This window comes from Kribbella sp. NPDC058693 (assembly GCF_042715335.1).
In the GTDB taxonomy this organism is placed as follows: Bacteria; Actinomycetota; Actinomycetes; order Propionibacteriales; family Kribbellaceae; genus Kribbella; species Kribbella jiaozuonensis.
Genome location: NZ_JBHXSQ010000003.1, coordinates 1491904 through 1518486, shown reverse-complemented (window position 1 = coordinate 1518486; position 26583 = coordinate 1491904). Strand labels below are relative to the sequence as shown.

The 26583-nt window shown below is 67.7% G+C and carries 27 protein-coding genes; 17 read left to right on the top strand and 10 right to left on the bottom strand.

Features of this window, described 5'->3' with window-relative positions; translation table 11 throughout:
- Window positions 1-186: 186 nt before the first annotated feature.
- The 3 genes from ACFWUU_RS25520 to ACFWUU_RS25510 are packed head-to-tail and all read left to right on the top strand — an operon-like array spanning window position 187 to window position 4897.
- Window positions 187-3981: a multifunctional oxoglutarate decarboxylase/oxoglutarate dehydrogenase thiamine pyrophosphate-binding subunit/dihydrolipoyllysine-residue succinyltransferase subunit gene (locus ACFWUU_RS25520; protein ID WP_380178831.1), complete on the top strand. Its 3795-nt coding sequence runs from the start codon at window positions 187-189 to the stop codon at window positions 3979-3981.
- A 1-nt stretch (window position 3982) separates the two neighbouring features.
- A complete protein-coding gene (locus ACFWUU_RS25515) occupies window positions 3983-4159 on the top strand; it encodes a DUF6104 family protein (protein ID WP_165546322.1) in 177 nt (58 codons plus the stop codon).
- A gap of 12 nt (window positions 4160-4171) precedes the next feature.
- On the top strand, window positions 4172-4897 hold the full coding sequence (locus ACFWUU_RS25510) for an AAA family ATPase (RefSeq protein ID WP_380178829.1): 726 nt from the start codon (window positions 4172-4174) through the stop codon (window positions 4895-4897).
- Here ACFWUU_RS25510 and ACFWUU_RS25505 read toward each other — a convergent pair.
- Window positions 4894-5244 (bottom strand): helix-turn-helix transcriptional regulator, encoded by a 351-nt coding sequence (locus tag ACFWUU_RS25505; protein ID WP_137258042.1) that lies wholly within the window; start codon window positions 5242-5244, stop codon window positions 4894-4896. The two genes, ACFWUU_RS25510 and ACFWUU_RS25505, sit on opposite strands and share 4 nt — an antisense overlap.
- Window positions 5245-5358: 114 nt before the next feature.
- Here ACFWUU_RS25505 and ACFWUU_RS25500 point away from each other — a divergent pair, with 114 nt between their 5' ends.
- A complete protein-coding gene (locus tag ACFWUU_RS25500) occupies window positions 5359-6594 on the top strand; it encodes a sodium:proton exchanger (protein ID WP_380178825.1) in 1236 nt (411 codons plus the stop codon).
- On the opposite strand, the gene ACFWUU_RS25495 is transcribed toward ACFWUU_RS25500, so the two are convergent.
- The 4 genes from ACFWUU_RS25495 to ACFWUU_RS25480 form a co-directional block, all read right to left on the bottom strand.
- Complete coding sequence (locus ACFWUU_RS25495; RefSeq protein WP_363862409.1) at window positions 6591-6890, bottom strand: WhiB family transcriptional regulator; 300 nt, start codon at window positions 6888-6890, stop codon at window positions 6591-6593. The genes ACFWUU_RS25500 and ACFWUU_RS25495 overlap by 4 nt on opposite strands.
- A gap of 96 nt (window positions 6891-6986) precedes the next feature.
- A complete protein-coding gene (locus ACFWUU_RS25490) occupies window positions 6987-7490 on the bottom strand; it encodes a GNAT family N-acetyltransferase (RefSeq protein ID WP_380178822.1) in 504 nt (167 codons plus the stop codon).
- The gene (locus ACFWUU_RS25485; RefSeq protein WP_380178820.1) at window positions 7491-8459 is read right to left on the bottom strand and encodes a zinc-binding dehydrogenase; all 969 of its coding nucleotides are present in this window, start codon (window positions 8457-8459) and stop codon (window positions 7491-7493) included.
- Window positions 8460-8504: 45 nt separating this feature from the next.
- Window positions 8505-9701, bottom strand: a complete 1197-nt coding sequence (locus ACFWUU_RS25480) for an NADP-dependent malic enzyme (RefSeq protein ID WP_380178817.1) — start codon at window positions 9699-9701, stop codon at window positions 8505-8507.
- Window positions 9702-9863: 162 nt separating this feature from the next.
- On the opposite strand from ACFWUU_RS25480, the gene ACFWUU_RS25475 reads away from it, so the two are divergent.
- From ACFWUU_RS25475 to ACFWUU_RS25440, 8 genes are all read left to right on the top strand, one after another.
- Window positions 9864-10700 (top strand): ABC transporter substrate-binding protein, encoded by an 837-nt coding sequence (locus ACFWUU_RS25475; RefSeq protein ID WP_380178814.1) that lies wholly within the window; start codon window positions 9864-9866, stop codon window positions 10698-10700.
- The gene (locus ACFWUU_RS25470) at window positions 10697-11521 is read left to right on the top strand and encodes an amino acid ABC transporter permease (RefSeq protein WP_380178812.1); all 825 of its coding nucleotides are present in this window, start codon (window positions 10697-10699) and stop codon (window positions 11519-11521) included. The genes ACFWUU_RS25475 and ACFWUU_RS25470 overlap by 4 nt, the downstream gene beginning before the upstream one ends.
- Window positions 11522-12277, top strand: a complete 756-nt coding sequence (locus ACFWUU_RS25465; RefSeq protein WP_137258050.1) for an amino acid ABC transporter ATP-binding protein — start codon at window positions 11522-11524, stop codon at window positions 12275-12277.
- A 166-nt stretch (window positions 12278-12443) separates the two neighbouring features.
- Complete coding sequence (locus ACFWUU_RS25460; protein WP_137258051.1) at window positions 12444-13358, top strand: ABC transporter substrate-binding protein; 915 nt, start codon at window positions 12444-12446, stop codon at window positions 13356-13358.
- Window positions 13359-13365: 7 nt separating this feature from the next.
- On the top strand, window positions 13366-14331 hold the full coding sequence (locus ACFWUU_RS25455; RefSeq protein WP_137258052.1) for an amino acid ABC transporter permease: 966 nt from the start codon (window positions 13366-13368) through the stop codon (window positions 14329-14331).
- On the top strand, window positions 14331-15107 hold the full coding sequence (locus ACFWUU_RS25450; RefSeq protein ID WP_137258053.1) for an amino acid ABC transporter ATP-binding protein: 777 nt from the start codon (window positions 14331-14333) through the stop codon (window positions 15105-15107). The genes ACFWUU_RS25455 and ACFWUU_RS25450 overlap by 1 nt, the downstream gene beginning before the upstream one ends.
- A gap of 97 nt (window positions 15108-15204) precedes the next feature.
- Window positions 15205-15597 (top strand): anti-sigma regulatory factor, encoded by a 393-nt coding sequence (locus ACFWUU_RS25445; RefSeq protein ID WP_137258054.1) that lies wholly within the window; start codon window positions 15205-15207, stop codon window positions 15595-15597.
- Window positions 15594-16391, top strand: a complete 798-nt coding sequence (locus tag ACFWUU_RS25440) for an RNA polymerase sigma factor SigF (protein ID WP_380178810.1) — start codon at window positions 15594-15596, stop codon at window positions 16389-16391. Before ACFWUU_RS25445 ends, ACFWUU_RS25440 begins: the two co-directional genes overlap by 4 nt.
- A 4-nt stretch (window positions 16392-16395) precedes the next feature.
- On the opposite strand, the gene ACFWUU_RS25435 is transcribed toward ACFWUU_RS25440, so the two are convergent.
- Complete coding sequence (locus tag ACFWUU_RS25435) at window positions 16396-16749, bottom strand: hypothetical protein (RefSeq protein ID WP_380178808.1); 354 nt, start codon at window positions 16747-16749, stop codon at window positions 16396-16398.
- Between the two features lie 447 nt (window positions 16750-17196).
- Here ACFWUU_RS25435 and ACFWUU_RS25430 point away from each other — a divergent pair, with 447 nt between their 5' ends.
- On the top strand, window positions 17197-17448 hold the full coding sequence (locus tag ACFWUU_RS25430) for a WhiB family transcriptional regulator (RefSeq protein WP_130383822.1): 252 nt from the start codon (window positions 17197-17199) through the stop codon (window positions 17446-17448).
- Window positions 17449-17504: 56 nt separating this feature from the next.
- Here ACFWUU_RS25430 and ACFWUU_RS25425 read toward each other — a convergent pair whose 3' ends face one another.
- The gene (locus ACFWUU_RS25425) at window positions 17505-18983 is read right to left on the bottom strand and encodes a sensor histidine kinase (RefSeq protein WP_137258057.1); all 1479 of its coding nucleotides are present in this window, start codon (window positions 18981-18983) and stop codon (window positions 17505-17507) included.
- A 106-nt stretch (window positions 18984-19089) separates the two neighbouring features.
- Here ACFWUU_RS25425 and ACFWUU_RS25420 point away from each other — a divergent pair, with 106 nt between their 5' ends.
- Entirely contained in the window at window positions 19090-19995 is a 906-nt protein-coding gene (locus tag ACFWUU_RS25420; protein WP_137258058.1) for a DUF2785 domain-containing protein, read from the top strand.
- Here ACFWUU_RS25420 and ACFWUU_RS25415 read toward each other — a convergent pair.
- Complete coding sequence (locus ACFWUU_RS25415) at window positions 19982-20956, bottom strand: endonuclease/exonuclease/phosphatase family protein (RefSeq protein WP_380178806.1); 975 nt, start codon at window positions 20954-20956, stop codon at window positions 19982-19984. The genes ACFWUU_RS25420 and ACFWUU_RS25415 overlap by 14 nt on opposite strands.
- Window positions 20957-21036: 80 nt before the next feature.
- Between ACFWUU_RS25415 and ACFWUU_RS25410 the strand changes: the two genes are divergently transcribed.
- The 3 genes from ACFWUU_RS25410 to ACFWUU_RS25400 all read left to right on the top strand — a co-directional run bounded on the left by ACFWUU_RS25410 (window position 21037) and on the right by ACFWUU_RS25400 (window position 23733).
- Window positions 21037-21327: a DUF3311 domain-containing protein gene (locus tag ACFWUU_RS25410; protein ID WP_380178804.1), complete on the top strand. Its 291-nt coding sequence runs from the start codon at window positions 21037-21039 to the stop codon at window positions 21325-21327.
- A gap of 62 nt (window positions 21328-21389) precedes the next feature.
- Window positions 21390-22979 (top strand): monocarboxylate uptake permease MctP, encoded by a 1590-nt coding sequence (mctP, locus tag ACFWUU_RS25405; protein WP_380179061.1) that lies wholly within the window; start codon window positions 21390-21392, stop codon window positions 22977-22979.
- Window positions 22980-23094: 115 nt separating this feature from the next.
- The gene (locus ACFWUU_RS25400; RefSeq protein WP_233715067.1) at window positions 23095-23733 is read left to right on the top strand and encodes a DUF5317 domain-containing protein; all 639 of its coding nucleotides are present in this window, start codon (window positions 23095-23097) and stop codon (window positions 23731-23733) included.
- On the opposite strand, the gene ACFWUU_RS25395 is transcribed toward ACFWUU_RS25400, so the two are convergent.
- Together ACFWUU_RS25395 and ACFWUU_RS25390 are read right to left on the bottom strand one after the other, a co-directional pair.
- Entirely contained in the window at window positions 23695-24975 is a 1281-nt protein-coding gene (locus ACFWUU_RS25395; RefSeq protein ID WP_380178802.1) for an HD-GYP domain-containing protein, read from the bottom strand. The two genes, ACFWUU_RS25400 and ACFWUU_RS25395, sit on opposite strands and share 39 nt — an antisense overlap.
- On the bottom strand, window positions 24976-26328 hold the full coding sequence (locus ACFWUU_RS25390; RefSeq protein WP_380178800.1) for an HD-GYP domain-containing protein: 1353 nt from the start codon (window positions 26326-26328) through the stop codon (window positions 24976-24978).
- Window positions 26329-26583 lie beyond the last annotated feature (255 nt).

Here is a 26583-nt window from a genome sequence, read left to right as displayed (position 1 = left end):
CTTTGTGAGCAGTGTTTCAGGCACCGATCGACCGACTCGCCGGAGCCCGACCACTCGACACACTGGTCCGGTGGTCCCGGGCTGTGGAAGTGGTCCGCGTGCTATTAGCCTTTGCATGGGACACCACCCATAACATCTGAATTAACCGTGCTACCGGACCCGAAATCGGAAGAGGCGAACTGCCAAGTGGCCACCGAGCCATCAGACACCAACCCCCTAGCAGCCTTCGGTGCGAACGAATGGCTGGTCGACGAGCTGTACGAGAAGTACCAGCAGGACCCGAACTCGGTGGATCCGGCGTGGCTCGACTTCTTTAAGACTTACAACCCCGACGGTGACGCGAAGCCGGTGACGACTCCCCCGGCCGACGCTCCCCGGCCGGACGCGGTGTCCGACAACAAGACGCCCGAGGCGCCGAGCCGCGGCAGCGCGCCGACCGTGCCCGCCTCGAACGCACCTGCCGCCGCGGCGGCGACGCAGTCCCCCGCTACTCAGACCCCGGCAGCGCCGGCCCCTGCGCAGGCCGCCGCACCCCAGAAGGCAGCTCCCACCGGAGGTACGGTGAACCAGCCGTCCAGCGCCCAGCCCAAGCCTGCCCAGCCCGCGGCCGCCCCGGCCGGCGAGGCCGAGCGGAAGATCCTCCGCGGGGCTCCGGCCCGGACGGCGCAGAACATGGAGACCAGCCTCACGGTCCCCACCGCGACCAGCGTCCGCCAGGTCCCGGTCAAGCTGCTGATCGACAACCGCATCGTCATCAACAACCACCTCAAGCGCGCCCGCGGCGGCAAGGTGTCCTTCACCCACCTGATCGGCTGGGCGCTGGTCAAGGCGCTGAAGACGCTGCCGGAGATGAACGCGTCGTACGACGAGACCGACGGCAAGCCGACCCTGGTCAACCCGGCGCACATCAACCTCGGCCTGGCCATCGACATGCAGAAGCCGGACGGCACCCGGCAGCTGCTGGTGCCCTCGATCAAGTCGGCCGAGACGATGACGTTCGCCGACTTCTGGATGGCCTACGAGGACATCGTCCGCCGGGCCCGGGACAACAAGCTCGCGCTGCCTGACTTCCAGGGCACCACGATCAGCCTGACCAACCCCGGCACGATCGGGACCCAGCACTCGGTGCCGCGGCTGATGACCGGCCAGGGCTGCATCATCGGCGTCGGCGCGATGGAGTACCCGCCGGAGTACCAGGGTGCGGCCGACGAGACGATGGCCAAGCTCGCGGTCAGCAAGGTGATGACGCTGACCTCGACGTACGACCACCGGATCATCCAGGGCGCCCAGTCGGGTGAGTACCTGCGCCGCCTGCACCAGCTGCTGCTCGGCGGCGAGGGCTTCTACGACGAGATCTTCCAGTCGCTGCGGATCCCGTACGAGCCGATCCGCTGGGCCGCCGACCTCCCGCACAGCCACGAGGAGGACATCAGCAAGCAGGCCCGCATCCTCGAGCTGATCCACGCGTTCCGGGTGCGCGGCCACATCATGGCCGACACCGACCCGCTGGAGTACAAGCAGCGCAGCCACCCGGACCTCGACGTCGCCACCCACGGCCTGACGCTGTGGGACCTGGACCGCGAGTTCGCCACCGGCTCGTTCGGCGGCGACCGGCGGTTCATGAAGCTGCGCGAGATCCTCGGCATCCTGCGCGACTCGTACTGCCGGACCACCGGTATCGAGTACATGCACATCCAGGACCCCGAGCAGCGCAAGTGGCTGCAGGAGCGGATCGAGCGGCCGCACACCAAGCCGCCGCGCGAGGAGCAGCTGCGGATCCTGGCCAAGCTGAACGAGGCCGAGGCGTTCGAGACCTTCCTGCAGACCAAGTACGTCGGCCAGCGGCGGTTCTCGCTCGAGGGCGGGGAGACCACGATCCCGCTGCTCGACGAGCTCTGCGAGGAGGCGGCCGGCGCCGGGCTGGAAGAGGTCGCGATCGGCATGGCCCACCGCGGCCGGCTGAACGTGCTGGCGAACATCGTCGGCAAGTCATACGGCCAGATCTTCCGCGAGTTCGAGGGCAACATCGACCCGCGGACCGTGCAGGGCTCCGGTGACGTCAAGTACCACCTGGGCGCCGAGGGCGAGTTCGTCTCGGAGTTCGGCGACAAGATCAAGGTGTCGGTGGCGGCGAACCCGTCCCACCTGGAGACCGTCGACCCGGTGCTCGAGGGCATCGTCCGGGCCAAGCAGGACATCCTCGACCGCGGCGCCGCGTTCCCGGTGCTGCCCGTGCTGGTGCACGGCGACGCGGCCTTCGCCGGCCAGGGCGTGGTGGCCGAGACGCTGAACCTGTCCCAGCTGCGCGGCTACCGCACCGGCGGCACGATCCACGTGATCGTGAACAACCAGGTCGGCTTCACCACCTCGCCGGCCTCGTCCCGCTCGTCGATGTACTCCACCGACGTCGCGCGGATGGTGCAGGCGCCGATCTTCCACGTGAACGGCGACGACCCCGAGGCGTGCATCCGGGTCGCCGACCTGGCCTTCGAGTACCGGCAGGCGTTCAACAAGGACGTCGTCATCGACCTGGTCTGCTACCGCCGCCGCGGTCACAACGAGGGCGACGACCCGAGCTTCACCCAGCCGCTGATGTACGACCTGATCGAGCAGAAGCGCTCGGTCCGCAAGCTGTACACCGAGGCCCTGATCGGTCGTGGCGACATCACGATCGAAGAGGCCGAGCAGGCGATGATGGACTTCCAGCACCGGCTCGAGCGGGTGTTCGCCGAGGTCCGCGAGGCGAAGAACCAGCCGGACACCCCGCCGCCGTACGTGACGGCCCCGGTCTACCCGGACAAGCCGGACGGCCCGGACGCGACCGCGACCACGCCCGAGGTGCTGAAGAAGATCGCCGACGCGCACACCACGCTGCCGGCCGGCTTCACCGTGCACCCGAAGGTGATGCCGCAGCTGCAGCGCCGGGCGCACGCGATCACCGAGGGCCCGATCGACTGGGCCAGCGCGGAGATCACCGCCTTCGGTTCGCTGCTGCTCGAGGGCCGGCCGGTCCGGCTCGCTGGTCAGGACAGCCGCCGCGGGACGTTCGTGCAGCGGTTCGCCGCGGTCATCGACCGGGTCAACGGCCAGGACTACGTCCCGCTGCAGAACCTGGACGAGGGTCAGGCGAACTTCTACGTCTACGACTCGCTGCTGAGCGAGTACGCCGCCCTCGGCTTCGAGTACGGGTACTCCGTGGCGCGGCCGGAGGCGCTGACCCTGTGGGAGGCGCAGTTCGGCGACTTCGTCAACGGCGCGCAGTCGGTCATCGACGAGTACATCTCGTCCGGTGAGGCGAAGTGGGGCCAGAAGTCCGGTGTCGTGCTGCTGCTGCCGCACGGCTACGAGGGCCAGGGCCCGGACCACACCTCGGCTCGGATCGAGCGGTTCCTCGCGCTGTGCGCGGAGAACGCCATGACCGTCGCCCAGCCGTCGACGCCGGCGTCGTACTTCCACCTGCTGCGCCGGCACACGCTCGGCGAGGAGCACAACCCGATGGTCGTGTTCACGCCGAAGCAGCTGCTGCGGCGCAAGGAGGCGGTGTCGCAGCCGGAGGAGCTGACCCACGGCACCTTCCGCCCGGTGATCAACGACGTGGAGGCCGAGGCCAACCCGGCGACCGTCGAGCGGGTCATCCTGGCGTCGGGCCGGATCGTGTACGACCTGCTGGCCGAGCGCAAGAAGGTCGAGCCGGACAAGATCAGCACCGCGGTACTGCGGGTCGAGCAGCTGTACCCGCTGCCGGCCGAGGAGATCGTGGCCGAGCTGGCGAAGTACCCGCACGCGACCGAGATCCGCTGGGTCCAGGACGAGCCCGCGAACCAAGGCCCGTGGCCGTTCATGGCGCTGAACCTGACCGAGCACCTGGGCGGCAAGCCGTTCTACCGGGTGTCCCGGCCGGCGATGGCAGCCCCGGCGGTCGGATCGCACGGTGTCCACGGCACCGAGCAGACGACGCTGCTGAAGCAGGCGTTCAGCTGACGTGTACTTCACCGACCGCGGGATCGAGGAGCTGGAGAAGCGGCGTGGCGAGGAGGATGTCACGCTCGCTTTCGTGGCCGAGCGGCTGCGCGAGTTCGTCGATCTGAACCCCGAGTTCGAAACGCCGATCGAGCGCTTCGCCACCTGGCTGGCCCGGCTCGACGACGAGGACGACTAGTAGCCTGAGCGAATGCCCTTCGCCTCGCAGCCCGTACGCCGGGTTGCCGCGGCGGAGGGCATTCGTCCGTCCGGGACCTGGCCGCACACGATCCCGGCCGTCCACCAACTCCTCACCGACGGCCTCGACCTCGACCCCGGCGTCACGTTCCTGGTCGGCGAGAACGGCGCCGGCAAGTCCACCATCGTCGAGGCAGTCGCGATGGCCTTCGGCCTGTCCGCCGAAGGCGGTTCGACCGGCGCCCGGCTGACAACCCGGGCCACCGAGTCCTCACTCGCCGACGACCTGCAGCTGACCCGCGGCGTCGGCGGCAAACGCGCCGGCTACTTCCTCCGCGCCGAGACGATGCACGGCTTCTACACCTACCTCGAACAGAACCCGAAGACCTCCGGCCCACCCGACCCGGTCTTCCACGAGCTCAGCCACGGCGAGAGCTTCCTCAACCTCATCAGCAGCCGCTTCACCCGCCAAGGCTTCTACTGCCTCGACGAGCCGGAGTCGGCGCTCTCGTTCTCCAGCAGCCTGGCTGTCGTCGGCGTCCTCAACCGCTTGGCCGAGTCCGGCTCCCAGGTTCTCTGCGCGACCCACTCGCCCCTCATCTCAGCCCTTCCCGGCGCCGCGATCCTCGAGGTCGGCGAGTGGGGCATCCGGCGTACGACGTGGGACGAGCTGGAGCTCGTGCGGAACTGGAAGGCGTATCTGGAGGGGCCGGAGCGGTATCTGCGGCACGTGCTCTAGTCGGTGTGGGGTGGTCTCGTACGGCGTGGTGGGTCGGGCGCGAGTGAGCCGTCGGGGGCGATGTGCTCGAAGATCTGGTCGACCAGGTTGAGCACGTGCGGGTCGTCGACGGTGTAGATGTGTCGCCGGCCCTCGCGGCGCGCGGTGATGATCCCGGCCAGCCGGAGCTTGCCGAGGTGCTGGCTCGCGGTGGCGATACTCACGCCGACGCGGTCCGCCAGGGTGCCGACGTCGTACTCCCCCTGCGCGGCCAGCGACACCAGGTGCAGCCGGACGGGTGCGGAGAGCATGGCAAAGGTGCCCGCGGCGGAATCGAGCTGAGCCTTCGTCGGTTCAGGGTTGGTCATCGCGCAGTCATTGTGACCGGTAGACCGGTCTGCGGACAGCTCGCCGGGCCGTGGTGATGACGGTCTCACACTTTCGCAATTGCGAAAGTATCGAAACGGTGGCAGGCTGGAACCATGTTCCGAGCGCTCCGCCCCGTGCTGTTGCTGTTCCTGGTGGCGATCCCCGCGGTCGCCCTCCGGCTCACCGGCACCCATCCCCCGGCACTGGCTTCGATCTTCATCTTCGGCCTCGCCGTGGTCGCCGCATCGTTCGTGCTGGCCTGGGCCGCCGAGGCGGCGGAGATGGACATTTCAGGCGGTCTGGCGATCGCCTTGCTGGCCGTCATCGCGGTCCTGCCGGAGTACGCGGTGGATCTGTACTTCGCCCACACGGCCGGCTCGAATCCGGACTACGTGCAGTTCGCCGCGGCCAACATGACCGGATCGAACCGGCTGCTCCTCGGCCTCGGCTGGTCGAGCGTCGTACTGATCAGCCTGTACGTCGCTTCACGCCGCAGCGGGCAGTCCGTCAAGGCGCTGGTGCTCGAGTCCGGGTACCGCCGGGAGCTGGGGTTCCTTGCCGTCGCCGGTGTGGTCGCGTTCGTGATCCCGTTGACCGGCGAGATCCACCTGGTACTCGGGATCCTGCTGCTGGCGTTCTTCGCCTATTACCTCTACCGCGCGGCCACGTCGGAGCATGACGACGAGCCCGACCTGATCGGCCCGGCCGCGACGATCGGCGCGCTGCCTCAGCTGCAGCGACGGATCACCGTGACCGCGATGTTCCTGGTCTCGGCCGGGATCATCCTGGCGGCTGCGGAGCCGTTCGCGGACTCGCTGGTGCAGGGCGGGCACGCGCTGGGGATCGACCAGTTCCTGCTGGTCCAGTGGCTGGCGCCGCTGGCGTCCGAGGCGCCGGAGTTCATCGTGGCGATCCTGTTCGCCTGGCGGGGCAAGGGCGCGGCGGCGCTGGGCCTGCTGATCTCGGCCAAGGTGAACCAGTGGACGCTGCTGATCGGCAGCCTCCCGATCGCCTACGGCATCGGTGGCGGCGGCCCGGCGCTGCACCTGGACGGGCGGCAGATCGAGGAGTTCCTCCTCACCGCGACGCAGACGCTGCTCGGGATCGCGATCCTGCTCAACCTGCGCTTCCCGCGCTGGGCGGCGTGGACATTGCTGGGGCTGTTCGCGGTCCAGTTCGCCGTACCGGGTCAGACCGGGCGGTACGTGATCAGCGCGGTCTACCTCCTGCTGGCCATCGGCGCGGCGATCCACAACCGCGACCAGGTGCTGCGGACGATCACCTCACCGTTCCGCCGCACGGAAAAGCCCGCCGACGCAGAACGCGCCGACGAGCTTCTCGAGGTCTAGCTGGCCTGCTGCTCTTCGATGATGGCGGGGCGGTTGCGGCGCTCCTGGGGGCCCGGGCGGCCGCGGCGGCGGCCGTAGAGGAACTTCTCGCCGGCGGCGGTGCCGGTGAACTTCGTCCGGCGGGCCCATTCCCGGCATTCCTCGATCACCGGGCAGGAGGTCAGGCAGATCGCCTGCGCCTTCCGCTGCTCCCACTGGGTCGCGGTCTCGTCGTACGACGGCGCTTGTCCGACGCACGCGGCCTTCGTCATCCAGCGGTCGGCCGGGTCAACGATCACCGTCAAAGTAGGCCTCATGGGCTCATCGCTCCTCATCGATCGGGCGGATCGGTAGGAACAGACTGAACCCGTCGCGTTGCCCCGGTGCGACGCCAATGTTTCCGGCATGAAACGTCAGTGCCGGACGAGGCGTATCTCACGCAGATCGAAGTACGGATCGTGCTTGCCGACCCCGTCCGGCGCGAACCCGTGCCGCCGGTAGAAGCCGAGCGCCTGCTCGTTTCCCTCGAAGACCCAGAGGAACGCGGGCTGTTTGCCGACGGCAACATCCAGCAGGCGGGTGCCGAGCCCGGTCTTCCAGAACGCCTGCCGGGTGTAGATCGCCTCCAGCTCGAACGGCACCGGCGCGTCGTCATCCCGGCCCGGGCCGATCCCGACGAACCCGGCCACCCGGTCCTGGACCGGCGCCTCCGGGTCCGGGTTCACCGCGATCCAGCGTCGCCGGCCGTCGCCTAGGGGTGTGGTCCAGCGTTCGATCCGGCGTTCGAGGTTCGAGGTTCGCTCCAGCAGCAGATCGGCCGGCACGAGCCCGGCGTACGCCTCCCGCCAGCAGAGCAGGTGACACCAGGCCGCGGCCTCGGCGTCGTCGACCGTGACGGGGCGGATCTCGGGTTGCACTCAGACAGTAAAGACGATCTTGCCGAAGACGTCGCCTGCGTTCATCTTGGCGAAGCCGTCGCGGGCGTCGGCGAGCGGGAAGATCGAATCGATGTGCGGCGAGACGCCCGCGGTCGCCATGAACTGCAGGAGCTCGGCCAGCTCGGTCCGGGTGCCCATCGTGGAGCCCTGGACGCGCAACTGGAGGAAGAAGATCCGGTTCAGCTCGGCGGACTTCGGCGCCTGGCCGCTGGTCGCGCCGGAGATCACCAGCGTGCCGCCCTGCTTGAGCGACTTGAGCGAGTGCGACCAGGTCGCCTGCCCGACCGTCTCCATCACCGCGTCGACCCGCTCCGGCAGCCGCGCGCCGGACTCGAACGCCTCGTGCGCGCCGATGTCGACCGCCTTGGCCCGCTTCGCCTCGTCCCGGCTGGTCGCCCACACCCGCATCCCCGCGGCCCGCGCGAGCGTGATCAGCGAGGTCGCGACGCCACCGCCCGCACCCTGGATGAGCACGGTGTCGCCCGGCTTCAGCCCGGACTGCGTGAACAACATCCGGTACGCCGTCAACCACGCCGTCGGCAGGCAGGCCGCCTGCTCGAAGGTCAACCCGGCCGGCTTCGGTACGACGTTCCGCGCCGGTACTGCGACCTTCTGCGCCAGCGTGCCCTGGTACCGCTCGCTCAGCAGCGACCGCTTCGGGTCGAGCGTCTCGTCGCCCTTCCAGGCCGGATCCGAGACCACCGCGTGCACGACGACCTCGTTCCCGTCCGGGTCCACGCCGGCCGCGTCGCAGCCGAGGATCATCGGCAGGTTCTGCTCGGCCAGCCCGACCCCCTTCAACGACCACAGATCGTGATGGTTGAGCGCCGTCGCCTTCACCTCGATCGTCACCCAACCCTCGGGGACCTCAGGCTCCGGCCGCTCCCCCACCTCCAGCGCGGCGATGGGGTTGTCGGCGTCGAACTTGGCGGCATAAGCAGCAAGCATGCGGACCACCTTAGGCGGTGGTCCGCAGCAAGTCAGTTACCGAATTCACCCGCGGTCGACGCCGTCCCGCACCGCGGCCTCGGCTACCGCTGCCGCGACAGCCGGCGCGACGCGCTCGTCGAACGGGGACGGGATGATGTAGTCGGGCCGCAGGTCCTCGGCCGCGATCAGGCCCGCCAACGCATCGGCGGCGGCCAGCTTCATGCCTTCGGTGATGCGGGTGGCGTCCGCGTCGAAGGCGCCGCGGAAGATGCCCGGGAACGCCAGCACGTTGTTGATCTGGTTTGGGAAGTCCGAGCGGCCGGTCGCGACCACCGCGGCGTGCCGGTGCGCGATATCGGGGTGTACTTCGGGATTCGGGTTGGCCAGCGCGAAGATCATCGCGTTGTCGGCCATCTGCGCGATCGCCTCCTCCGGCACGGTCCCGCCGGAGACGCCGAGGAAGAGGTCCGCACCCACCAGCGCGTCGACCAATCGGCCGGACAGGCCGCCCGTGTTCGTGTCGCGGGCCAGTGACAGCTTCACCGGGTTGAGGTCGGCGCGGTCCTCGTGCAGCACGCCCTTGCTGTCCACGACGGCGAGGTCGCCGACGCCCGCCTGCAGCAGGATCCGCGCACAGGCCACCCCGGCCGCACCGGCGCCGGAGATCACCACGCGGATGTCCTCGATGTTCTTGCCCGTGACCCGCAGCGCGTTGCGGAGCGCGGCGAGTACGACGACCGCCGTACCGTGCTGGTCGTCGTGGAAGACCGGGATGTCGAGCCGCTCCTTCAGCCGGCGCTCGATCTCGAAGCAGCGCGGCGCGGAGATGTCCTCGAGGTTGATCCCGCCGAACGTCGGCGCCATCCGCGCGACCGTCTCGACGAACTCGTCGACATCCGTGCAGTCCAGCGCGATCGGCACCGAGTCGACGCCGCCGAACTCCTTGAACAGCAGGGCTTTGCCCTCCATCACCGGCAGGGACGCGGCCGGGCCGATGTCACCCAGCCCGAGTACGGCGGTGCCGTCGGTAACGACTGCGACCACGTTGGACTTCCAGGTGTAGCGGCGTACCAGCGAGGGGTCCTCGGCGATCGCGGTGCAGACCCGCGCGACGCCGGGCGTGTAGGCCTTCGAGAGATCGTCCGCATCACGGACGTGGATCGACGACGACACCTCGATCTTGCCGCCGCGGTGCAGCTCGAAGACGGCGTCACCCGCGAACGGGTCGGAAATAGGGGTTTCCAGAGGCTGGGCGACCATGAGAGCCCTTTCGAAAATCAGCGGAAGAAAGCGTTCGAGTACAGGGGATCGCCCGTGCGTCCGAGTAAACCACAGGCCCAACTGGTCTGCTGTGAGGGGTCCCACATGCCCTCCTGTGTGCCAAGATGCGGCATTCACAACCCCTGTCGAGGAGAACTCGCGATGAATTTCGTCCCCACTCTCCGCAAGACTCGAGCTGTTGTCGCCGTGGCCGCCGTACTCGGACTGTCCCTGTCCGCCTGTGGCAGCGACTCGGGCAGCAGCGGTTCCGATGACAAGGCGAAGGCGGCCGGCATCACGCTGGTCAAGCCCGGCAAGCTCACCGTCTGCACCCACCTGCCGTACAAGCCCTTCCAGTACAAGGACGGCACCGACGTCGTCGGCTTCGACGTGGACCTGCTGAACCTGGTCGCCGACGACCTGGGCCTGAAGCAGGACGTGGTGAACATCGAGTGGGCCCAGGTGACGTCCGGCGCCGCGTTCCAGGCGAAGAAATGCGATATGGGCATGGGCGCGATGACGATCACCAAGGAGCGTCAGGCCGCGATCAGCATCACCGACCCGTACATGGACGCCACCCAGGTGCTGATGGCCAAGAAGGACTCCGGCATCTCGTCGCTGGCGGACCTGCGCGGCAAGAAGCTCGGCGCGCAGGCCGACACCACCGGCAAGAAGTACGCCGACGAGAACGCCGCCGCCAACGGGTACACGGTGATCCCGTTCAACGACCTGGCACTGCAGGAGAACAACGTCAAGTCCGGCCGGGTCGCCGCCGCGATCAACGACAACGGCGTGCTGTACGACTTCGTCAAGGACAACCCGGACATGGCCGTGGTCGCCGAGTTCAACACCGGTGAGCAGTACGGCTTCGGCGCGCTCAAGGACGGCAGCGGCCCGAAGCTGGTGTCGAAGTTCAACGAGCTGCTGACCAAGGCCAAGTCCGACGGCAAGTACAACGAGATCTACAAGAAGTGGTTCGGGGTTGAGCCGGCGAAGTGAGTACCTCGACCCCGACAACCGTTGAGCGGAAGGGACTGAGCCCGCGGCAGCGGGCTCAGCGCTCCCGCTGGATCCAGTACGCCGTCCTGGTCCTCCTGATCGTGGTCGCCGCGGTCAGCGCGAACTGGCGCCAGGTCGGCAGCGTGTTCTTCCGGCCGGAGTTCATCAAGTCGACCTTCGAGGCCGGCGTGCTCCAGGCCCTGGTGAAGACCCTGGAGTACACGGCCGGCGCCTTCGTGATCGGTCTGGCCGGCGGCACGCTGCTGGCGTTGATGAAACTCAGCCAGGTCGGGCCGTACCGGTGGATCGCGACGGCGTACATCGAGTTCTTCCGCGGGCTGCCGGCGATCGTGGTGTTCATCGCGTTCAGCCTGCTGCCGCTCGCGTTCCCGGGCATGACGATCCCCTGGGACCCGTACGGCGTGGTCTGGCTGGCGCTCGGGATCGTGGCCTCGGCGTACATGGCCGAGGTGATCCGGGCCGGTATCCAGGCGGTGCCGAAGGGGCAGGTCGAGGCGGCTCGCTCGCTGGGGATGCCGGCCGGGCTGGCGATGCGGAAGATCGTGCTGCCACAGGCGTTCCGGATCGTGCTGCCGCCGCTGACCAACGACCTGATCCTGCTGGTGAAGGACTCCTCGCTGGTGTTCATGATCGGCGTCTCGGCCGACGGGTACGAGCTGACCGGCTTCGGGCGGGACCTGGCCAACACCGACTCGAACCTGACCCCGATCGTGGTCTGCGGCTTCTGCTACCTGGCGATCACCCTGCCGCTGGGCATCCTGGCCCGCCGGCTCGAGGCCCGAACGGCGAGGACCCGGTAAATGGCACTCGTAGAGATCAAGAACCTGCACAAGTCGTTCGGAAGCAACCACGTCCTGCGCGGGATCGACTTCACCGTCGAGCAGGGCGAGGTCGTTTGCGTGATCGGGCCGTCCGGCTCGGGCAAGTCGACGCTGCTGCGGTGCGTGAACCTGCTGGAGAAACCGCAGGAGGGACAGGTGATCGTCCGCGGTGAGGACATCACCGACCCGGACTGCCACCTGGACGCGGCCCGGCAGCAGATCGGGATGGTGTTCCAGCAGTTCAACCTGTTCCCGCACCTGTCCGTGCTGGCCAACTGCACTGTTGCCCAGCGCACCGTTCTCAAGCGCGGGCAGCAGGACGCGGACCGGATCGCCCGCGCCAACCTGGAGCGGGTCGGGCTGAGCGACAAGATCGACGCGTACCCGGCCCAGCTGTCCGGCGGCCAGCAGCAACGGGTCGCGATCGCGCGCGCGTTGTCGATGGACCCGGCGCTGATGCTGTTCGACGAGCCGACGTCCGCGCTCGACCCCGAGCTCGTCGGCGACGTACTCACGGTCATGCGCAAACTCGCGCTGGACGGGATGACGATGCTCGTCGTCACGCACGAGATGGCGTTCGCCCGTGAGGTGGCCGATCGGGTGGTGTTCATGGACGGCGGCGTGATCGTCGAGCAAGGCCCGCCGGCCGACGTGATCGGAAGCCCCAAGGAGGAGCGCACCCGGACGTTCCTGCGCCGCGTCCTCGACCCGACCCACGTCGAACCAACCGTTTGATCGTCACGCTGCGTGCCCGGGCGATCGACGGGCCGCAGTGTGAAACGCCGCAGACTACGAATCGGTCTCCATTAGGGGTTGGTCCGTGCGCTGCCCACAGGTCCTTGTGTCAAGATGCGGACACATGGCACCGGGGCCGACCGGTGCCCGGGTTTGGAGGACCTAGATGTCTGTCCTGCGTAGGACACTGGCGTTGTCCGGTGTCCTGGTTCTCGCCGCCGCCGGCTGCGGTTCGAACTCTCTCGAAGGTGGTTCGTCCACCTCTCCGTCGAGCGCCCCCTCCAGCGCTCCCTCGAGCGGTCCCGCCAGCAGCGGACCCGATCTGAGTGGTTCGCTGCCGCCGAAGATCAAGTCGGCCGGGAAGATCGTCGTCGGCGTGGACGCCAGCTACCCGCCGAACGAGTTCCTGCAGGGCGGCAAGACCGTCGTCGGCATGGACGTCGACCTGTTCAACGCGGTGGCGCAGAAGTACGGCGTCACGGTCGACTGGCAGCCGGCCGGCTTCGACACGATCATCACCGGTGTCCAGAGCGGCAAGTACGACGTCGGCGTCTCGTCGTTCACGATCAACGACAAGCGCAAGCAGCAGGTCAACATGGTCAGCTACTTCAACGCCGGCACGCTGTGGGCGACCGCGAAGGGCAACCCGAAGGGCGTCAAGGCCGACGACGCGTGCGGCAAGACCGTCGCGGTGCAGAAGGGTACGACGCAGCTCGAGGACGACATGCCGAAGCGGCAGGCCGCGTGCAAGGCCGCCGGCAAGCCGGAGATCAAGCTGGTCGTCCGGGAGAAGCAGGACCAGGCCACCGCGGACCTGGTCGGCGGCAAGGCCGACGCGATGCTGGCCGACTCCCCCGTCGTGCTGTACGCGATCAAGCAGACCAACGGTGCGCTCGAGCAGCTCGGTGACATCTACGACGCCGCGCCGTACGGCTATGTGATCCCGAAGGCGGAGACGGCGTTCGCGCAGTCGATCACCGAGGCGCTGAAGGCCCTGAACACCGAGGGCACCTACAAGAGCACGCTGCAGAAGTGGAACAACGACTCGGGTGCGCTCACCGACTTCGCCGTGAACCCGTGAGGCTCCGATGAGCACCGACACAACGGAGACCCGGCCGACGGACGCAAGCCCCGATCGGCCGGGGGCGATCAACGCCGTACCGGTCCGGCATCCGGGCCGCTGGGTCGCGATCGCCGTGATCGTGATCCTGGCCGCGATGCTGGTGCACCTGCTGGTGACGAACAAGGCCTTCGACTGGAGCTTCGTCTTCCAGGCGATGAACCAGCAGCCGGTGATCAACGGCTTCCTCAAGGGCACGCTGCTGGTCACCGTGCTGTCGATGATCGTCGGTGTCGGCGGCGGCGTGCTGCTGGCCGTGATGCGGCTGTCGGACAACCCGATCCTGGCCGGGGTGTCGTGGGTGTTCACCTGGTTCTTCCGGAGCATCCCGCGGTACATCCTGCTGTTCACGATGGGCACACTGGGGATCCTGTTCCCGCAGGGCATCGCGTTCGGGATCCCGTTCGACTGGAAGATCATCGACTGGCTCGGGATGTCCGGTGACTGGCGGTTCTTCACCCTCGACGCGAACCAGGTGTTCACCGGGATCGTCGCGGGTGTGATCGGGCTCGGGCTGTCCGAGGCGGCGTACATGGCCGAGATCGCCCGGGCGGGCATCATGAGCGTCGACAAGGGCCAGGCCGAGGCGGCCGAGGCGCTGGGGATGAGCAGCGGCAAGGTGATGCGCCGCGTCGTACTGCCGCAGGCGATGCGGGTGATCGTGCCGCCGACCGGCAACGAGACGATCGCGATGCTGAAGGACACCTCGCTGCTGCTGGCCGTACCGGTGATCGGCGAGCTGTTCTACCAGCTGCAGTCGATCGGCAGCACGTACTACAAGACGTTCCCGATCGCGGTCGCCGCGACGTTGTACTACCTGGCCGCGACGAGCGTGCTGATGGTCGGCCAGTACTTCCTGGAGCGGCACTTCGGCCGCGGCTTCGGGACCAAGGCACCACGAGCCGCGCGGCCGGCCGGGGCGGGAGGCGCCTGATGCCATTGGTCCACGCGGTGAATGTGACGAAGTCCTTCCACCACAACGAAGTACTCAAAGGCATCGACCTCGATGTGGATCGCGGTCAGGTCGTGTGCCTGCTCGGGCCGTCGGGTTCGGGTAAGACGACGTTCCTGCGCTGCATCAACCAGCTCGAGACGATCGACGGCGGCCGGATCTGGGTCGACGACGAACTGATGGGGTACAACGAGCGCGACGGCAAGCTGTACCGGCTGAAGAACAAGGAGATCGCGGCGCAACGGCGCGAGATCGGGATGGTGTTCCAGCGGTTCAACCTGTTCCCGCACAAGACGACGCTGGAGAACATCGTCGAGGCGCCCACGCAGGTGAAGCGTGAGTCCAAGAAGGTCGCCCGGGAGCGGGCGATGAAGCTGCTCGACCGGGTCGGGCTGGCGGACCGCTGCAACGCCTACCCGGCGCAGCTGTCCGGCGGTCAGCAGCAGCGGGTGGCGATCGCGCGGGCGCTGGCGATGCAGCCGAAGCTGATGCTGTTCGACGAGCCCACGTCGGCGCTCGACCCCGAGCTGGTCGGCGAGGTGCTCGCGGTGATGCGGGAGCTCGCGCTCGACGGGATGACGATGATCGTGGTCACCCACGAGATGTCGTTCGCCCGCGACGTCGCGGACACGGTCGTCTTCATGGACGCCGGTGTGGTCGTCGAGGCCGGCCCGCCGAAGGACGTGATCGGCAATCCGCAGCACTCCCGCACCCAGGCGTTCCTGTCGCGGCTGCGTTCGGAGCACGAACACCCCTGATTTCAGGGGATTTGCCTCGGTCGGCCCCGTTCGCCGTGCATCAGCGTCCGTGAGGTTGGATGATGTACGGCGTTGGGGATCGATCGAGGGAGACGATGTGAGCAGCACGGGACGAGCCGCCGAGGTCCGCCTGAGTATCCCGGCGGACAGTGCCTACATCGCCGTACCGCGATCTGTGGTCGGCAATCTCGCTGCCCGCAACGACTTCACCCTGGACGCGATCGACGATCTGCGGATCGCGGTGGACGAGGCCTGCGCGCTGCTGCTGCCGGAGGCGGCCGACGGCGTGCTGGAGTGCGTGTTCGAGATCGAGCCGCCGCAGCTCACCGTGCGCGCGAGCGCGATCGTGCCGGGCGGCTGGATGCCGGACACCGACTCGTTCGGGTGGACAGTTCTGACCGCGCTCGTCGAGTCGGCTGCCGCCGAGACCATCGACGGCAGACTGACGATCACCGTGACGGCCACGGCCACCGCGACGGAGACCGCGTGACCGTCGAGCAAACCCCGGGCGAGCCTCGGGAGTCCACGGATTTGCGTACCCGAACGGCAGACCTCTTCCAGCGGATGGCTGCCGCCTCGGGGCCTTCCGATGCCGCCCACACGGCGGCGCGGGACGGTCTGGTCGCGCTGCACATGCCGCTGGTGGAGCATCTGGCCCGCCGGTTCCGCAACCGCGGCGAGCCGTACGACGACCTCGTGCAGGTGGCCACGATCGGCCTGATCAAAGCGATCGACCGTTTCGATTCGGATCGCGGGGTCGAGTTCTCGACGTACGCGACGCCGACGATCCTGGGTGAGATCAAGCGGTACTTCCGCGACAAGGGCTGGGCCATCCGGGTGCCGCGGCGGCTGCAGGAGTTGCGGTTGTCGCTGACCGCAGCCACCGCCGAGCTGACCCAGGAGCTGGGCCGGGCGCCGACCGTGGCCGAGTTGTCCGACCGGCTCGGACTCTCACCGGATCTGGTGATCGAAGGGCTCGAGTCCGCGAACGCCTACAACACCTTGTCCCTGGACGCTCCCGACCAGAACGAGACCGACGCGACCACGGTCCTGGACGGCCTCGGCGGCGAGGACGAAGCGCTGGAGAGCGTCGAGTACCGGGAGTCGCTCAAACCCTTGCTGGCACAGCTGGACACCCGCGAGAAGCGCATCCTGACACTGCGTTTTTTCCGCGGTATGACGCAGTCCCAGATCGCCGAGGAGATCGGCATCTCACAGATGCACGTCTCCCGGCTGCTGGCCCGGACGCTGACCGAGCTCCGCGCCGGCCTGCTGAAGGAATAGCTGTCTAGAGCACCGGGTGATCGTTGGTCTCGCCACCGGCCAGTGCGTCGGTGGAAGCCTTCTGGAACACGCAGATCAGTACTGCGAGGGCAGCGACGGCGAGCGCGACCGTGACCACCTTGGTCGATCCGCCCCAGAAGCTGTACGCGACCAGGAGCTGGATCAATTGTGTGAATACCGTCGGCCCGCGACTCCAGCGCACGGCCTTCGACAGACCACGCGCGACGAAGCCGAGGGCGACGCCGTACACGAGGAAGAAGCCGGCCGTGGTGAGGCCGAGCACCAAGCGATCGCCATGAAGCGTCAAGGCTTCGCCAATTCCCAGAACGATCAGCGCAAGGCCTTCCAAAGCGACCACTGCCGCAGCTAACTTGAGCGGTCTCGGGACGGCGGCAGCTGGGGAGTCGGTCGGCACTTCGCCAGCTTAGTGCCGCATGTTCTCGGGGGCCTCGCGGACCCAAGGCCCTACAGGGATTTGAGGGTTGTGCGTAACCAAAAGAAGGTTGGAACGGTTACCTGCAGTGAACGGGTGATTGCGGAAGAGCGGCTCCGTCCGATAACCGGATGGAGCGTACGACCCTGCGCCAGTTCCGAGTGTTAAGGAAGCGTTGTGATCGGATCGACAACTCCATAACCCTTGTTTCGATCCGCCAAGATTGGGAACATGGTCTCGTTCGTGAATGCGTTCACAACGCATCGCACTAAAACCCCCCAGTGCGAGACGAACCGACGAGTACAGCACCGCTGACTGGGCACAGACCTACCCGTCAGCTTACGTCAACTACTGAGAGAGATGGGATCCGCCATGGATTGGCGCCACCGGGCCGTATGCCTCGACGAGGACCCGGAACTGTTCTTCCCCATCGGTAACACCGGCCCCGCGATCATGCAGATCGAGGAAGCCAAGCAGGTGTGCCGACGTTGCGACGTGCGTGAGCAGTGCCTGGCATGGGCGCTGGAAGCCGGCCAGGACCACGGTGTCTGGGGCGGTCTGAGCGAGGACGAGCGCCGCGCTCTCAAGCGCCGCAACGCCCGCCAGCGCATCCGCACCGCCTGAGTAAGTCCTCTCGGGGCCCCGCGGAAAACACCGCGGGGCCTTTGTGTTTCCCCGGCCTAGTCCTTGACCGGGATGTCCAGGGTGACCTGGGTGCCGGGCTTTCCGTCGTGACGGTTGCCGAATTCAAGGGTTCCGTCCAGCTCCCCGATGACGAGGGTGCGGACGATGGACAGGCCCAGGTTGCCGGACAGTTCGGAGTCGAAGTTCGTCGGCAACCCTTTGCCGTCGTCGATGACGTCGATGTGCAGGCGTCCGACCGACCGTTCGGCGGTGAGTTCGATCGTGCCGTGCGCCTCTCCCCCGTCGCGGGCTCCGAAGGCGTGCTCGACCGAGTTCTGCATCAGTTCGGTCAGCACCATCGCCAGCGGAGTCGCCACTTCGGAGTCGAGTACGCCGAACGTCCCGCTCCGCCGCGTCTCCACCGCGGTCGAGACCGTCGACACATCCGCGACCATCGCGGCGACCCGGTCGGCCACATCGTCGAAGTCCACATGCTCGTCGAACGACTCCGACAGCGTCTCGTGCACGATCGCGATCGACCCGACCCGACGAACCGCTTCGGACAAGGCGGCCTGTCCTTCCGGGACGGCGATTCTTCGGGCCTGCATCCGGAGTAACGCGGCGACCGTCTGCAAGTTGTTCTTGACGCGATGATGAATCTCCCGGATGGTCGCCTCCTTGGTGACCAGCTCCCGCTCCCGGCTCCGCAGCTCCGTGACGTCACGGAGCAGGATCAGCGCCCCCACATGCGCACCGTCGGCCCGCAGCGGGATCGCGCGCAGGAACAGCGTCGCGTCGGAGTTCTCGATCTCGATCTCCTTGGCCGCACGTCCGGTGACCACCGACGCGAGCACGTCGTCGACCTTGTGTCCGGAATGCAGCAGCTCCGCGGTGACGTCCTTCAGCCTGCTGCCGACGAGATCGGTGACAAGACCCATCCGCCGGTACGCCGACAACGCGTTCGGGCTCGCGAACGTCACCATGCCGTGCCGATCGACCCGGATGCAGCCGTCACCGACGCGTGGCGTGGTGGAGAGCAGCCGCTCCCCGCCGTACGGGAAGATGCCGTCGGTGATCATCCGGGCCAGGTCGGTCGCGCTCTGCAGATAGGCGATCTCGAGCCGGGACGGCGTACGGACGCCGAGCAGGTTGGTGTTGCGCGCGATCACCGCGATCACCCGGGTGCCGCGTCGTACCGGGATCGTCTCGACCCGGACGGGTACGTCGTCGCGCCATTCAGGATCGCCCTCGCGGCAGATCCGGCCGCCGTCGTACGCCTGGTCGAGCAGGTGCCGGCGGCCGCGCGGGATGAAGCTGCCGACGATGTCGTCGAGGTACGCCGTCGGGCCGGTCGTCGGCCGCATCTGGGCACCGGCCCAGAAGCCGAGGCCCTCGGTGTCCGGCAGCCAGAGCACGAGGTCGGCGAACGACAGGTCGGCCAGCATCTGCCAGTCGGAGATCAGCAGCTGCAGGCGGTCCAGGTCGGCCTGGTCCAGGGTGGTGTGGTTTCGGGCCACGTCGGTCAGAGACGGCACGAGTTCGATGCTACCGAGCGTCTTATACCACCGGCCGGAGTGGTCCGCTCGACAAGTTGGTGTAGACAGGTGTTAGTTGATTCAGCACGGATGAAAGGATGCTCGGGTGGAGTCGACGTACTGGCAGGACGTGATGGCCGCGGACTACGCGGTACCGCACGACCGTACGCTGACCGAGCTCACCGAGGAGCTTGTCCGCGGGCTGGCCAGCACCAACCCGCAGGTCCGTGATGCCCTCGCCTACCCGACGCTCGCCACCTGGCTGGAGCGCGGGGTGTACGACGACCTGCTGCCCGGGTTCGGCGACGGCCTCTGTGCCGGGCTGAACTACGGGCTCGGCGAGGACGGCACCGACAGCGTGTTCCGCCGCTCGTTCACCGCGCTGACGCTGGCCGAAGTGATCCACCGCGACAACGCCGAGTTCCTCGTGCACGACGAGGTGGTGATGCGCTGGGGCGACCGGCTGGCGACCTGGCTGCTGCGCGAACGCGACCTGCGCGGATTCGTCAAGGACTGCGGCTGGGCGCATGCCGTTGCCCACGGCGCCGACGCGATCGGCGCGCTGGCCCGCTCCCGGCACTGCGACGCCGGGGTACTGCGGGCGCTGCTCGACGTACTCGCGGACCGGATCGTCAAGGACACGCCGTACCGCTGGGTGCACGAGGAGCACGACCGGGTCGCGCACGCGGTAATGACGATCCTGCACCGGAACATGCTGAGCAGCGACGAGCTCGAGCGCTGGCTGAAGCCGATCGCGGCGACCGCCGGCCAGCAGCCGCTGATGCACGAGACCCTGCCGGAGTGGCCGACGCCCGCGGTGTTCAATGCTCGCGGCGTGCTGCACGTTCTGCTCAGCCAGCTGGCGATCGGCGTGAAGGGGTTCCCGATCCCCGGCGACGACGAGCTCTTCGGCCGCCCGATCGAAGCGCGCGCCGACCTGCTGCTGATGCTGACCGAAGCCGTCCAGGCCTCGCAGCCCTACATCTACCGTCCGGCCACTAACCCGTCGTAGAAATGCCGGCCGTCGCCACGACGGCCCGGTGGTCCGTCCCCTCGATCGGGTACGTCGTGAACCGACCCGGCTCGAACTGCCGCGTCACCACCACGTGGTCGATCTGCGTCCGCAGGACGACGGGCTGGTCGGCCGGCCAGGTGCCTTGCAGGCCGGCGCCGACGGTCGGTGCGACACTGCGACAGTAACCGCCCAGCGCGTGCCGGAAGTCCGCGTGGTCGACGGTCGCGTTGAAGTCCCCTGCAACTATCGTCGGCGCATCCTCGGTGCACCATCGCCGTACGTGCAGGAGGTCGTTCTTCCAGGTCGTGACCGAGTCGGTCAACGGCGGGAAGCCGTGGTACGCGATCAGCCGGATCGCGCCGAGCTTTCCACCGGTCACGATGACGTTGCCGAAGGTCGTCCCGGGCTCGGACGCGAACGCCACGTTCCCGAGCGAGGACGACACCAGCACACTGGTCGCACTCTCGGGCGCCTTGCTCGGCTGGGCCGTGAAGCCCTTGTACTGCTGGTCCTGCAGCTGCGCCCGGATCTCCTCGCGGACGTCGACCTGTGCCTCCGGCAACGAAACCAGGTCCGGCTTGCGGTCGCGGATCACCTGGGCCACGTCCGCAGCGCGGGCGCCACCGCCGAGCACGTTCGCGACCATGATCGTCAGCACCCGGGCGCCGGCCGGAGCGGGCCTGGCATCGGAGAACTGACGCGGTGCGATCAGGGCGCCGCCGATCAGTGCGAGCGAGGCGACGAGTACGGCGGCGATGCGCCAGCCGCGTCGTACGAGCATCAGGAGCGCCAGCAGTAGTACCACGACCAGACCTTGCGGACGGAAGGCGGCCAGCTGGGTGAACGGGGTGACCTCGTCCAGCCCGAACAGTTCCGGATACAGCGGCACGGCAACGATGACGAGGAACAGGACGGACAGCACGACGCGCCGTACGAACCATGCCTTTTCGTTATCCATGCACCAACCTGAAGGTCTAGTACCGACTGTCATCGAACGGTAGCGTGCTGCGTTGCGCCTGTGTCCCGAGGAGGTTTGCAGTGTCTCGATTGTCCGCGGTCAGGCCCGCGTACTGGATCTCCGGTGTGCTTCTGGTTGTGGCGGTCGTCGTACCGCTGCTCGTGCCGACGTACGCCAAGGCCGACCCCCACCTGTGGGGATTCCCGTTCTTCTACTGGTACCAGCTGATGTGGGTGTTCCTGTCCGCGATCCTGGTCAGCATCAGTTACCGGCTGCTGCGTGCCGAGGAACGCCGGCGCCGGGCCGCGCAGGGACTTGGTGACCCTGACGCCCCCGATGCCGACGCCGACACCAAGGAGGCCGGACAGTGAACACGAGTGTCGACTGGGTGCAGTTGATCATCGTCATCGTCATCTTCGGCGGTGTCACCGTGATGGGCTTCATGGCGTCGCGCTGGCGTAGCGCCGGCCATCTGGACAACCTCGACGAATGGGGTCTGGGCGGCCGGAGCTTCGGTACGTTCGTCACCTGGTTCCTGCTGGGCGGCGACCTGTACACGGCGTACACGTTCATCGCCGTGCCCGCCGCGATGTATGCGACAGGTGCGATCAGCGGCTTCTTCGCCGTTCCGTACACGATCGTCGCCTACCCGATCGTGTTCGTCTTCATGGCCCGCTTGTGGTCGGTCTCGCATCGGCACGGGTACGTGACGCCGGCCGACTTCGTCACCGGCCGGTACGGCAGCAAGGCGCTGTCGCTGGCGGTCGCGGTGACCGGCATCCTCGCCCTGATGCCGTACATCGCGCTGCAGCTGGTCGGTATGCAGGCGGTCTTCGAGACGATGGGCCTCGGCGGCAGCAACACGCTGGCCAAGGACCTCCCGCTGCTGATCGCGTTCGCCGTGCTCGCGGCGTACACGTACTCGTCCGGGCTGCGGGCGCCGGCGATGATCGCGTTCGTCAAGGACTTCCTGATCTACGTGGTGATCCTGGTCGCGATCTTCTACCTGCCGCATGTGCTCGGCGGCTGGGACTCGATCTTCGGTGCGGCCCAGGAGAAGATGGCGAAGACGAACCCGGCCACCGGCAAGCCGACCGGGTCGTTCATCCCCGGCAATGCGGGCTACGTGTCGTACTGGACGCTGGGTCTGGGTTCCGCGATGGCGTTGTTCATGTACCCGCACTCCGTGACCGCAGTGCTCTCGACGAAGACGCGGAACGTCGTACGGCGGAACGCGGCGATCCTCCCGGCGTACTCGCTGCTGCTGGGTCTGCTCGCGCTGCTCGGCTTCATGGCGATCAAGGCGAACGTGAACGTGAAGGGCCTGGACGGGCTGGCCAACCCGCAGCTGGCGATCCCGCGGCTGTTCGACCAGGAGTTCCCGTCCTGGTTCGCCGGGATCGCGTTCGCGGCGATCGCGGTCGGCGCGCTGGTGCCGGCGGCGATCATGTCGATCGCGGCGGCGAACCTGTTCACCCGCAACATCTACCGCGCGTTCATCAAGCCGTCGGCGTCACCGGCCGAGGAGGCCAAGGTCTCCAAGCTGGCGTCGCTGCTGGTGAAGGTCGGCGCGCTGGTGTTCGTGCTCGCGATGGACAAGACGATCGCGCTGAACCTGCAGCTCCTGGGCGGTATCTGGATCCTGCAGACGTTCCCCGCGATCGTGGTCGGTCTGTACACGCGCTGGTTCCACCGGTACGCGTTGCTGACCGGTTGGGCTGTCGCGATGGTGTTCGGCACGATCTCGGCGTACAACGTGGTGAACCCGGCGACCAAGAAGCACTTCGGCGGATCGCTGGCGAACATCCCGGGCACCAACACCCCGGCGTACATCGCGCTGACCGCGTTCGTGCTGAACCTGCTCATCGTGATCGTGCTGACGTTCGTGTTCCGGGCGCTGAAGGTGCCGGACGGTCAGGACACCACGCACCCGACGGACTACCTCGCCGACCGCGGCGACCCGGGTGTGAATGACCTGCCGGAGATCCTCGACGACGGCGGAGCCGCAACGGCGAAGTCCTGAGCTTGATGTGGTGGCGGCGGTCCTTCGGGGCCGCCGTTACCTTTTGCAGCTAAGTCGACACGCTGCGGGGTCAGCTTGCCCGGTTTCGGGCCGCGGGTTCGGCAGAATCGCACACGTGCTGCTGGTCCTCCTCGTCATGGTGCTCGCTGCCGGGGCGGCGCTCGCGACCGGCGGCGGGTTCGGACGGCTGGCCAACAACACGTTGACCGGAGTGCATTGGCTGGCCGCGGCCGCGATCGGGCAACTGCTCGGATCGGCCTTCGGCGGAACGGTCTACCCGGTCGGGCTGATCGGGTCCGCGGTGTGCATCGCGGTCTTCCTGCGGCTCAACGTGCGCCATCCCGGCGTCGGCCTGCTGGCATTGGGTTTCTTCAGCAACGCGCTCGTCGTCGCGTTGAACGGAGCGATGCCGGTGTCGCTCGCAGCGCTCGCTCGTGCCGGCGTGGGGTCCGGGGTCGTGAGCGATCCGCGGCACGAGCTGTCCGATGCCGCGACCCGCTTGCCTTGGCTCGGGGACGTCGTACCCGTGGCACTTCCCGGGCTCGGCCAGGCCGTCAGCCCGGGCGACGTACTGATCGCCGCCGGCGCCGGCCTCCTGCTGTACGCCGGGATGGGCGCCTCCGGACGAGTGCCCGCGACAACCGCCCCGGTCTGGGACGAACTGGAACCCTGCGCCGGGACTCCCGCGCTCCTCAGGCTGTCACCCGAGGCCTGCTCAGAAGCGGAAGCCGCGACCGATCACGCGCCTGAGTGACTCGACCACGACCGGGTCGTACTCCGCGCCGATCCCCAACCCGATCGACTCCATCGCCTTGTCCGGCGACTGCCCCGACCCTTCCCCCACCAACTGTTCGTAGGCCAGCGCAACATTCACGATCCCGCTCTCCACCGGGATATCCGCGTTGTTGGCCCGCCCCTGCCGGTACGGATCGTTGGAGTGCCTGACGATCTCCGCCACATGATCCAGCACCCCCGACCGCTCGATCACCGAAGCCCCGATCTCCGCCGCCCGCTGCCGCTCCTCCCGAGTCCGCAACAACGAAGCCCCACCCGGACTAGGATCCGCCAACGCCAACTGCCCCACCCCCGACAGCAGCGCCGCATACTCCAACGCCTCCATCCGCCCCGGCGTCAACCCCAGATCATGCCCCAGCGCCACCGCAAGCTGCGCCGTCCGCGCGTTCTGGCCGGGGCTGCTGAAGCCCGCGATCTCGGTACTGCGAGCCATCGAACGCACAGTCGTCCGATAAGTCCGCTGGGCCGATGCGAACCGCCGGAACGCGACCTGCGTCAGGAAGAGCGGCACGACAACCAGTGGCGGACCCCACAGGCCGAGCAAGGAGGTGCCGATCGCCAGCAGGATGCCGCTGATGCCCATCGCCATCCCGATGCGCGCGGCGATCAACGCCTCGTCCCGCAACGCTGCCGGGAACGGTTGGTTGTATCGCTCCGTCGACTGCCCTGCGCCGACCAGTGCGTCGATCACGACCGCCGAGAGGACGGCGAGCAGCATCGCACCGGTCAGCGCGATGGCCGAGATCCACGAACCGTCCCAGTACAGGTCGGCGGGCACCACCGCGGAGAAGACCGCGGCGGCCGCCGCCACCGACAGCACCCGCCGCGAGGACACCACGATGTCCCACCGCAGGCCGGCGGTGATCCGGGGCAGAACTCCTGCCAGCGTGGCCAGACCGGTCACCGCGATGATCTGCGCCACGTCCGGCGGAATCGCGACCTCCGGCGGACGGAGCAGCACGTAGCCGAGCGCTGCACTGGTCGCGATCGGGGCCCGGTTGCGGCTTCGATCGACCCGGAACTGAACCATCTCGCCAATGGCGATCAGCAGTCCGAACGTCACGGCGTACGGCCATTCGGAGACGCCCCGGCGTACGGTCATGGCCAGCGCGATGACTCCGACGACGGCACCCGCGACGAGCACGACGACACCGCTACCGAGCCGCCGCACCTCGGTACCTTCTGGCGCGTTCAGGATCATCTACGCGTCCGGACCTGCCGCCGAGCCCGAGGCGCCGCCACCGCTGCCGAGACTGAGATCGTCGTGGTCGATCGCGACCACCACGCTGCCGTCCGGCGCCGGTTGCTCGGTCGCGGCAGCCTTCCAGCCGTCCTTCCGGATCACCTCGACGAAGGCGTCGACCAGGTGCGGATCGAAGTGGGTGTACCGGTCCTGCAGGAGGATCTCCAGGGTTTCGTCCACCCCACGGGCCGGACGGTACGAGCGGGTCGACGTGAGGCAGTCGAACGCGTCGACGATCCCGATGATCCGCGCGAAGTACGGAATGTTCACGCCGGCCAGGCCGGCGGGGTACCCGGTGCCGTCGTACTTCTCGTGATGGTGCAGTACGGCGGACTTGACCTCCTCGAGGAACGGGATGTTTCCGATCAGCTCGACACCCCGCGCGGGGTGGAGCCTGATCGCGTCCATCTCGAAGTCCTCGAGCCGGCCCGGCTTCTGGATGATGCTCGTCGGCACACCGACCTTGCCGACGTCGTGGAGCAGGCCCGCGTGTTCCAGCGCCTGCTGACGGTCATCGCTCAGCCGCAGCTGCCGGCCCAGCATGCCGACTCCCTCGCTGACCCGCTCGGAGTGGCCCCGGGTATAGAGATCCTTGGTCTCGATGACCTGGATGAAGGCCCGCATCGTCGCTGCCTGCGCGTTGCGCTCCGCTTCGTAGAGGCTCAGCGTCCAGCGCGCGACCAGCAGCGGTACGACGACCAGGAGCACCGCGACGATGCCGAGACCGCCCAGCCATACCACCGCGAGCAGTACCCCGAGCAGGCCATAGCCCATCATCGGCAGCACGGTGGGGGCGGCAACGTGGCGGAGGAAGTCGAGCGGTGAGGTCGAACCGCGATCCAGCCACAGCACCAAGCACATCAGCAAGGCGCTGACAGCAAGCCAGGTGATGATCGCCGCCGTGGCCGCAACCAGGGCACGTCCAGGTGCGTCCAAAACGGCATCCCCGCGTACGCCACCGACACGGAGGAAAACAAGACCGGCTGCGCTGGCACACAGGACTGCCATCGCGCCGTTGAACACTCGCCGCATCAGGGGAAGGCGGCGGTCTTGGGTAAGAGGCAACAACACCGACACGACCACCGCGGCAGCCGGACCGGACAACAAGAAGAGTGCGATGCCTACTACGTAGTCCAAGGACGCCCGCACCGGACCGACCTTCGATCGCAGCAGGGCACCCAGCAGCAACAACAGACCCAAAGCTATTGTGGCGGCGTCAGGCCTGGTATGAAACAGCGCGACAACGAGAGCCACGACGGCGATACCGGCGCTGAACGCCACCGTCATGCGCAGCGGCCAGCGGCTGTTCACCCGTGAACTCTAACCTTCACCACTCCCAGGCGTCACTACCAAACACGACACGTCACCTCCGATCAGCGGGTCGCGGTCTTACGTCCCGGTGATCGGTGGGACGTAGGGGGGCAGACAGCAAGTCGCTGACTCTTCACTATTTTGCCTAAGTAGGCAGGCCGCGAAACACTGTAGGCCAGACCGTGACTCGCCGCATGACAGGAGCCGATGAGCGCGGTATGAGAGACTGTGACTCTTTGCAGTTGTTTCAAGGAG

Excerpts from the sequence above, each read along its gene's own strand:
- ACFWUU_RS25485 (WP_380178820.1), bottom strand. The coding sequence starts at position 8,459 with ATGCTTGCTGCTTATGCCGCCAAGTTCGACGCCGACAACCCCATCGCC.
- ACFWUU_RS25460 (WP_137258051.1), top strand. The coding sequence starts at position 12,444 with ATGTCTGTCCTGCGTAGGACACTGGCGTTGTCCGGTGTCCTGGTTCTC.
- ACFWUU_RS25495 (WP_363862409.1), bottom strand. The coding sequence starts at position 6,890 with ATGAGGCCTACTTTGACGGTGATCGTTGACCCGGCCGACCGCTGGATG.
- ACFWUU_RS25450 (WP_137258053.1), top strand. The coding sequence starts at position 14,331 with ATGCCATTGGTCCACGCGGTGAATGTGACGAAGTCCTTCCACCACAAC.
- mctP (WP_380179061.1), top strand. The coding sequence starts at position 21,390 with ATGGGCTTCATGGCGTCGCGCTGGCGTAGCGCCGGCCATCTGGACAAC.
- ACFWUU_RS25430 (WP_130383822.1), top strand. The coding sequence starts at position 17,197 with ATGGATTGGCGCCACCGGGCCGTATGCCTCGACGAGGACCCGGAACTG.
- ACFWUU_RS25465 (WP_137258050.1), top strand. The coding sequence starts at position 11,522 with ATGGCACTCGTAGAGATCAAGAACCTGCACAAGTCGTTCGGAAGCAAC.
- ACFWUU_RS25475 (WP_380178814.1), top strand. The coding sequence starts at position 9,864 with ATGAATTTCGTCCCCACTCTCCGCAAGACTCGAGCTGTTGTCGCCGTG.
- ACFWUU_RS25480 (WP_380178817.1), bottom strand. The coding sequence starts at position 9,701 with ATGGTCGCCCAGCCTCTGGAAACCCCTATTTCCGACCCGTTCGCGGGT.
- ACFWUU_RS25500 (WP_380178825.1), top strand. The coding sequence starts at position 5,359 with ATGTTCCGAGCGCTCCGCCCCGTGCTGTTGCTGTTCCTGGTGGCGATC.
- ACFWUU_RS25455 (WP_137258052.1), top strand. The coding sequence starts at position 13,366 with ATGAGCACCGACACAACGGAGACCCGGCCGACGGACGCAAGCCCCGAT.
- ACFWUU_RS25510 (WP_380178829.1), top strand. The coding sequence starts at position 4,172 with ATGCCCTTCGCCTCGCAGCCCGTACGCCGGGTTGCCGCGGCGGAGGGC.
- ACFWUU_RS25415 (WP_380178806.1), bottom strand. The coding sequence starts at position 20,956 with ATGGATAACGAAAAGGCATGGTTCGTACGGCGCGTCGTGCTGTCCGTC.
- ACFWUU_RS25505 (WP_137258042.1), bottom strand. The coding sequence starts at position 5,244 with ATGACCAACCCTGAACCGACGAAGGCTCAGCTCGATTCCGCCGCGGGC.
- ACFWUU_RS25395 (WP_380178802.1), bottom strand. The coding sequence starts at position 24,975 with ATGATCCTGAACGCGCCAGAAGGTACCGAGGTGCGGCGGCTCGGTAGC.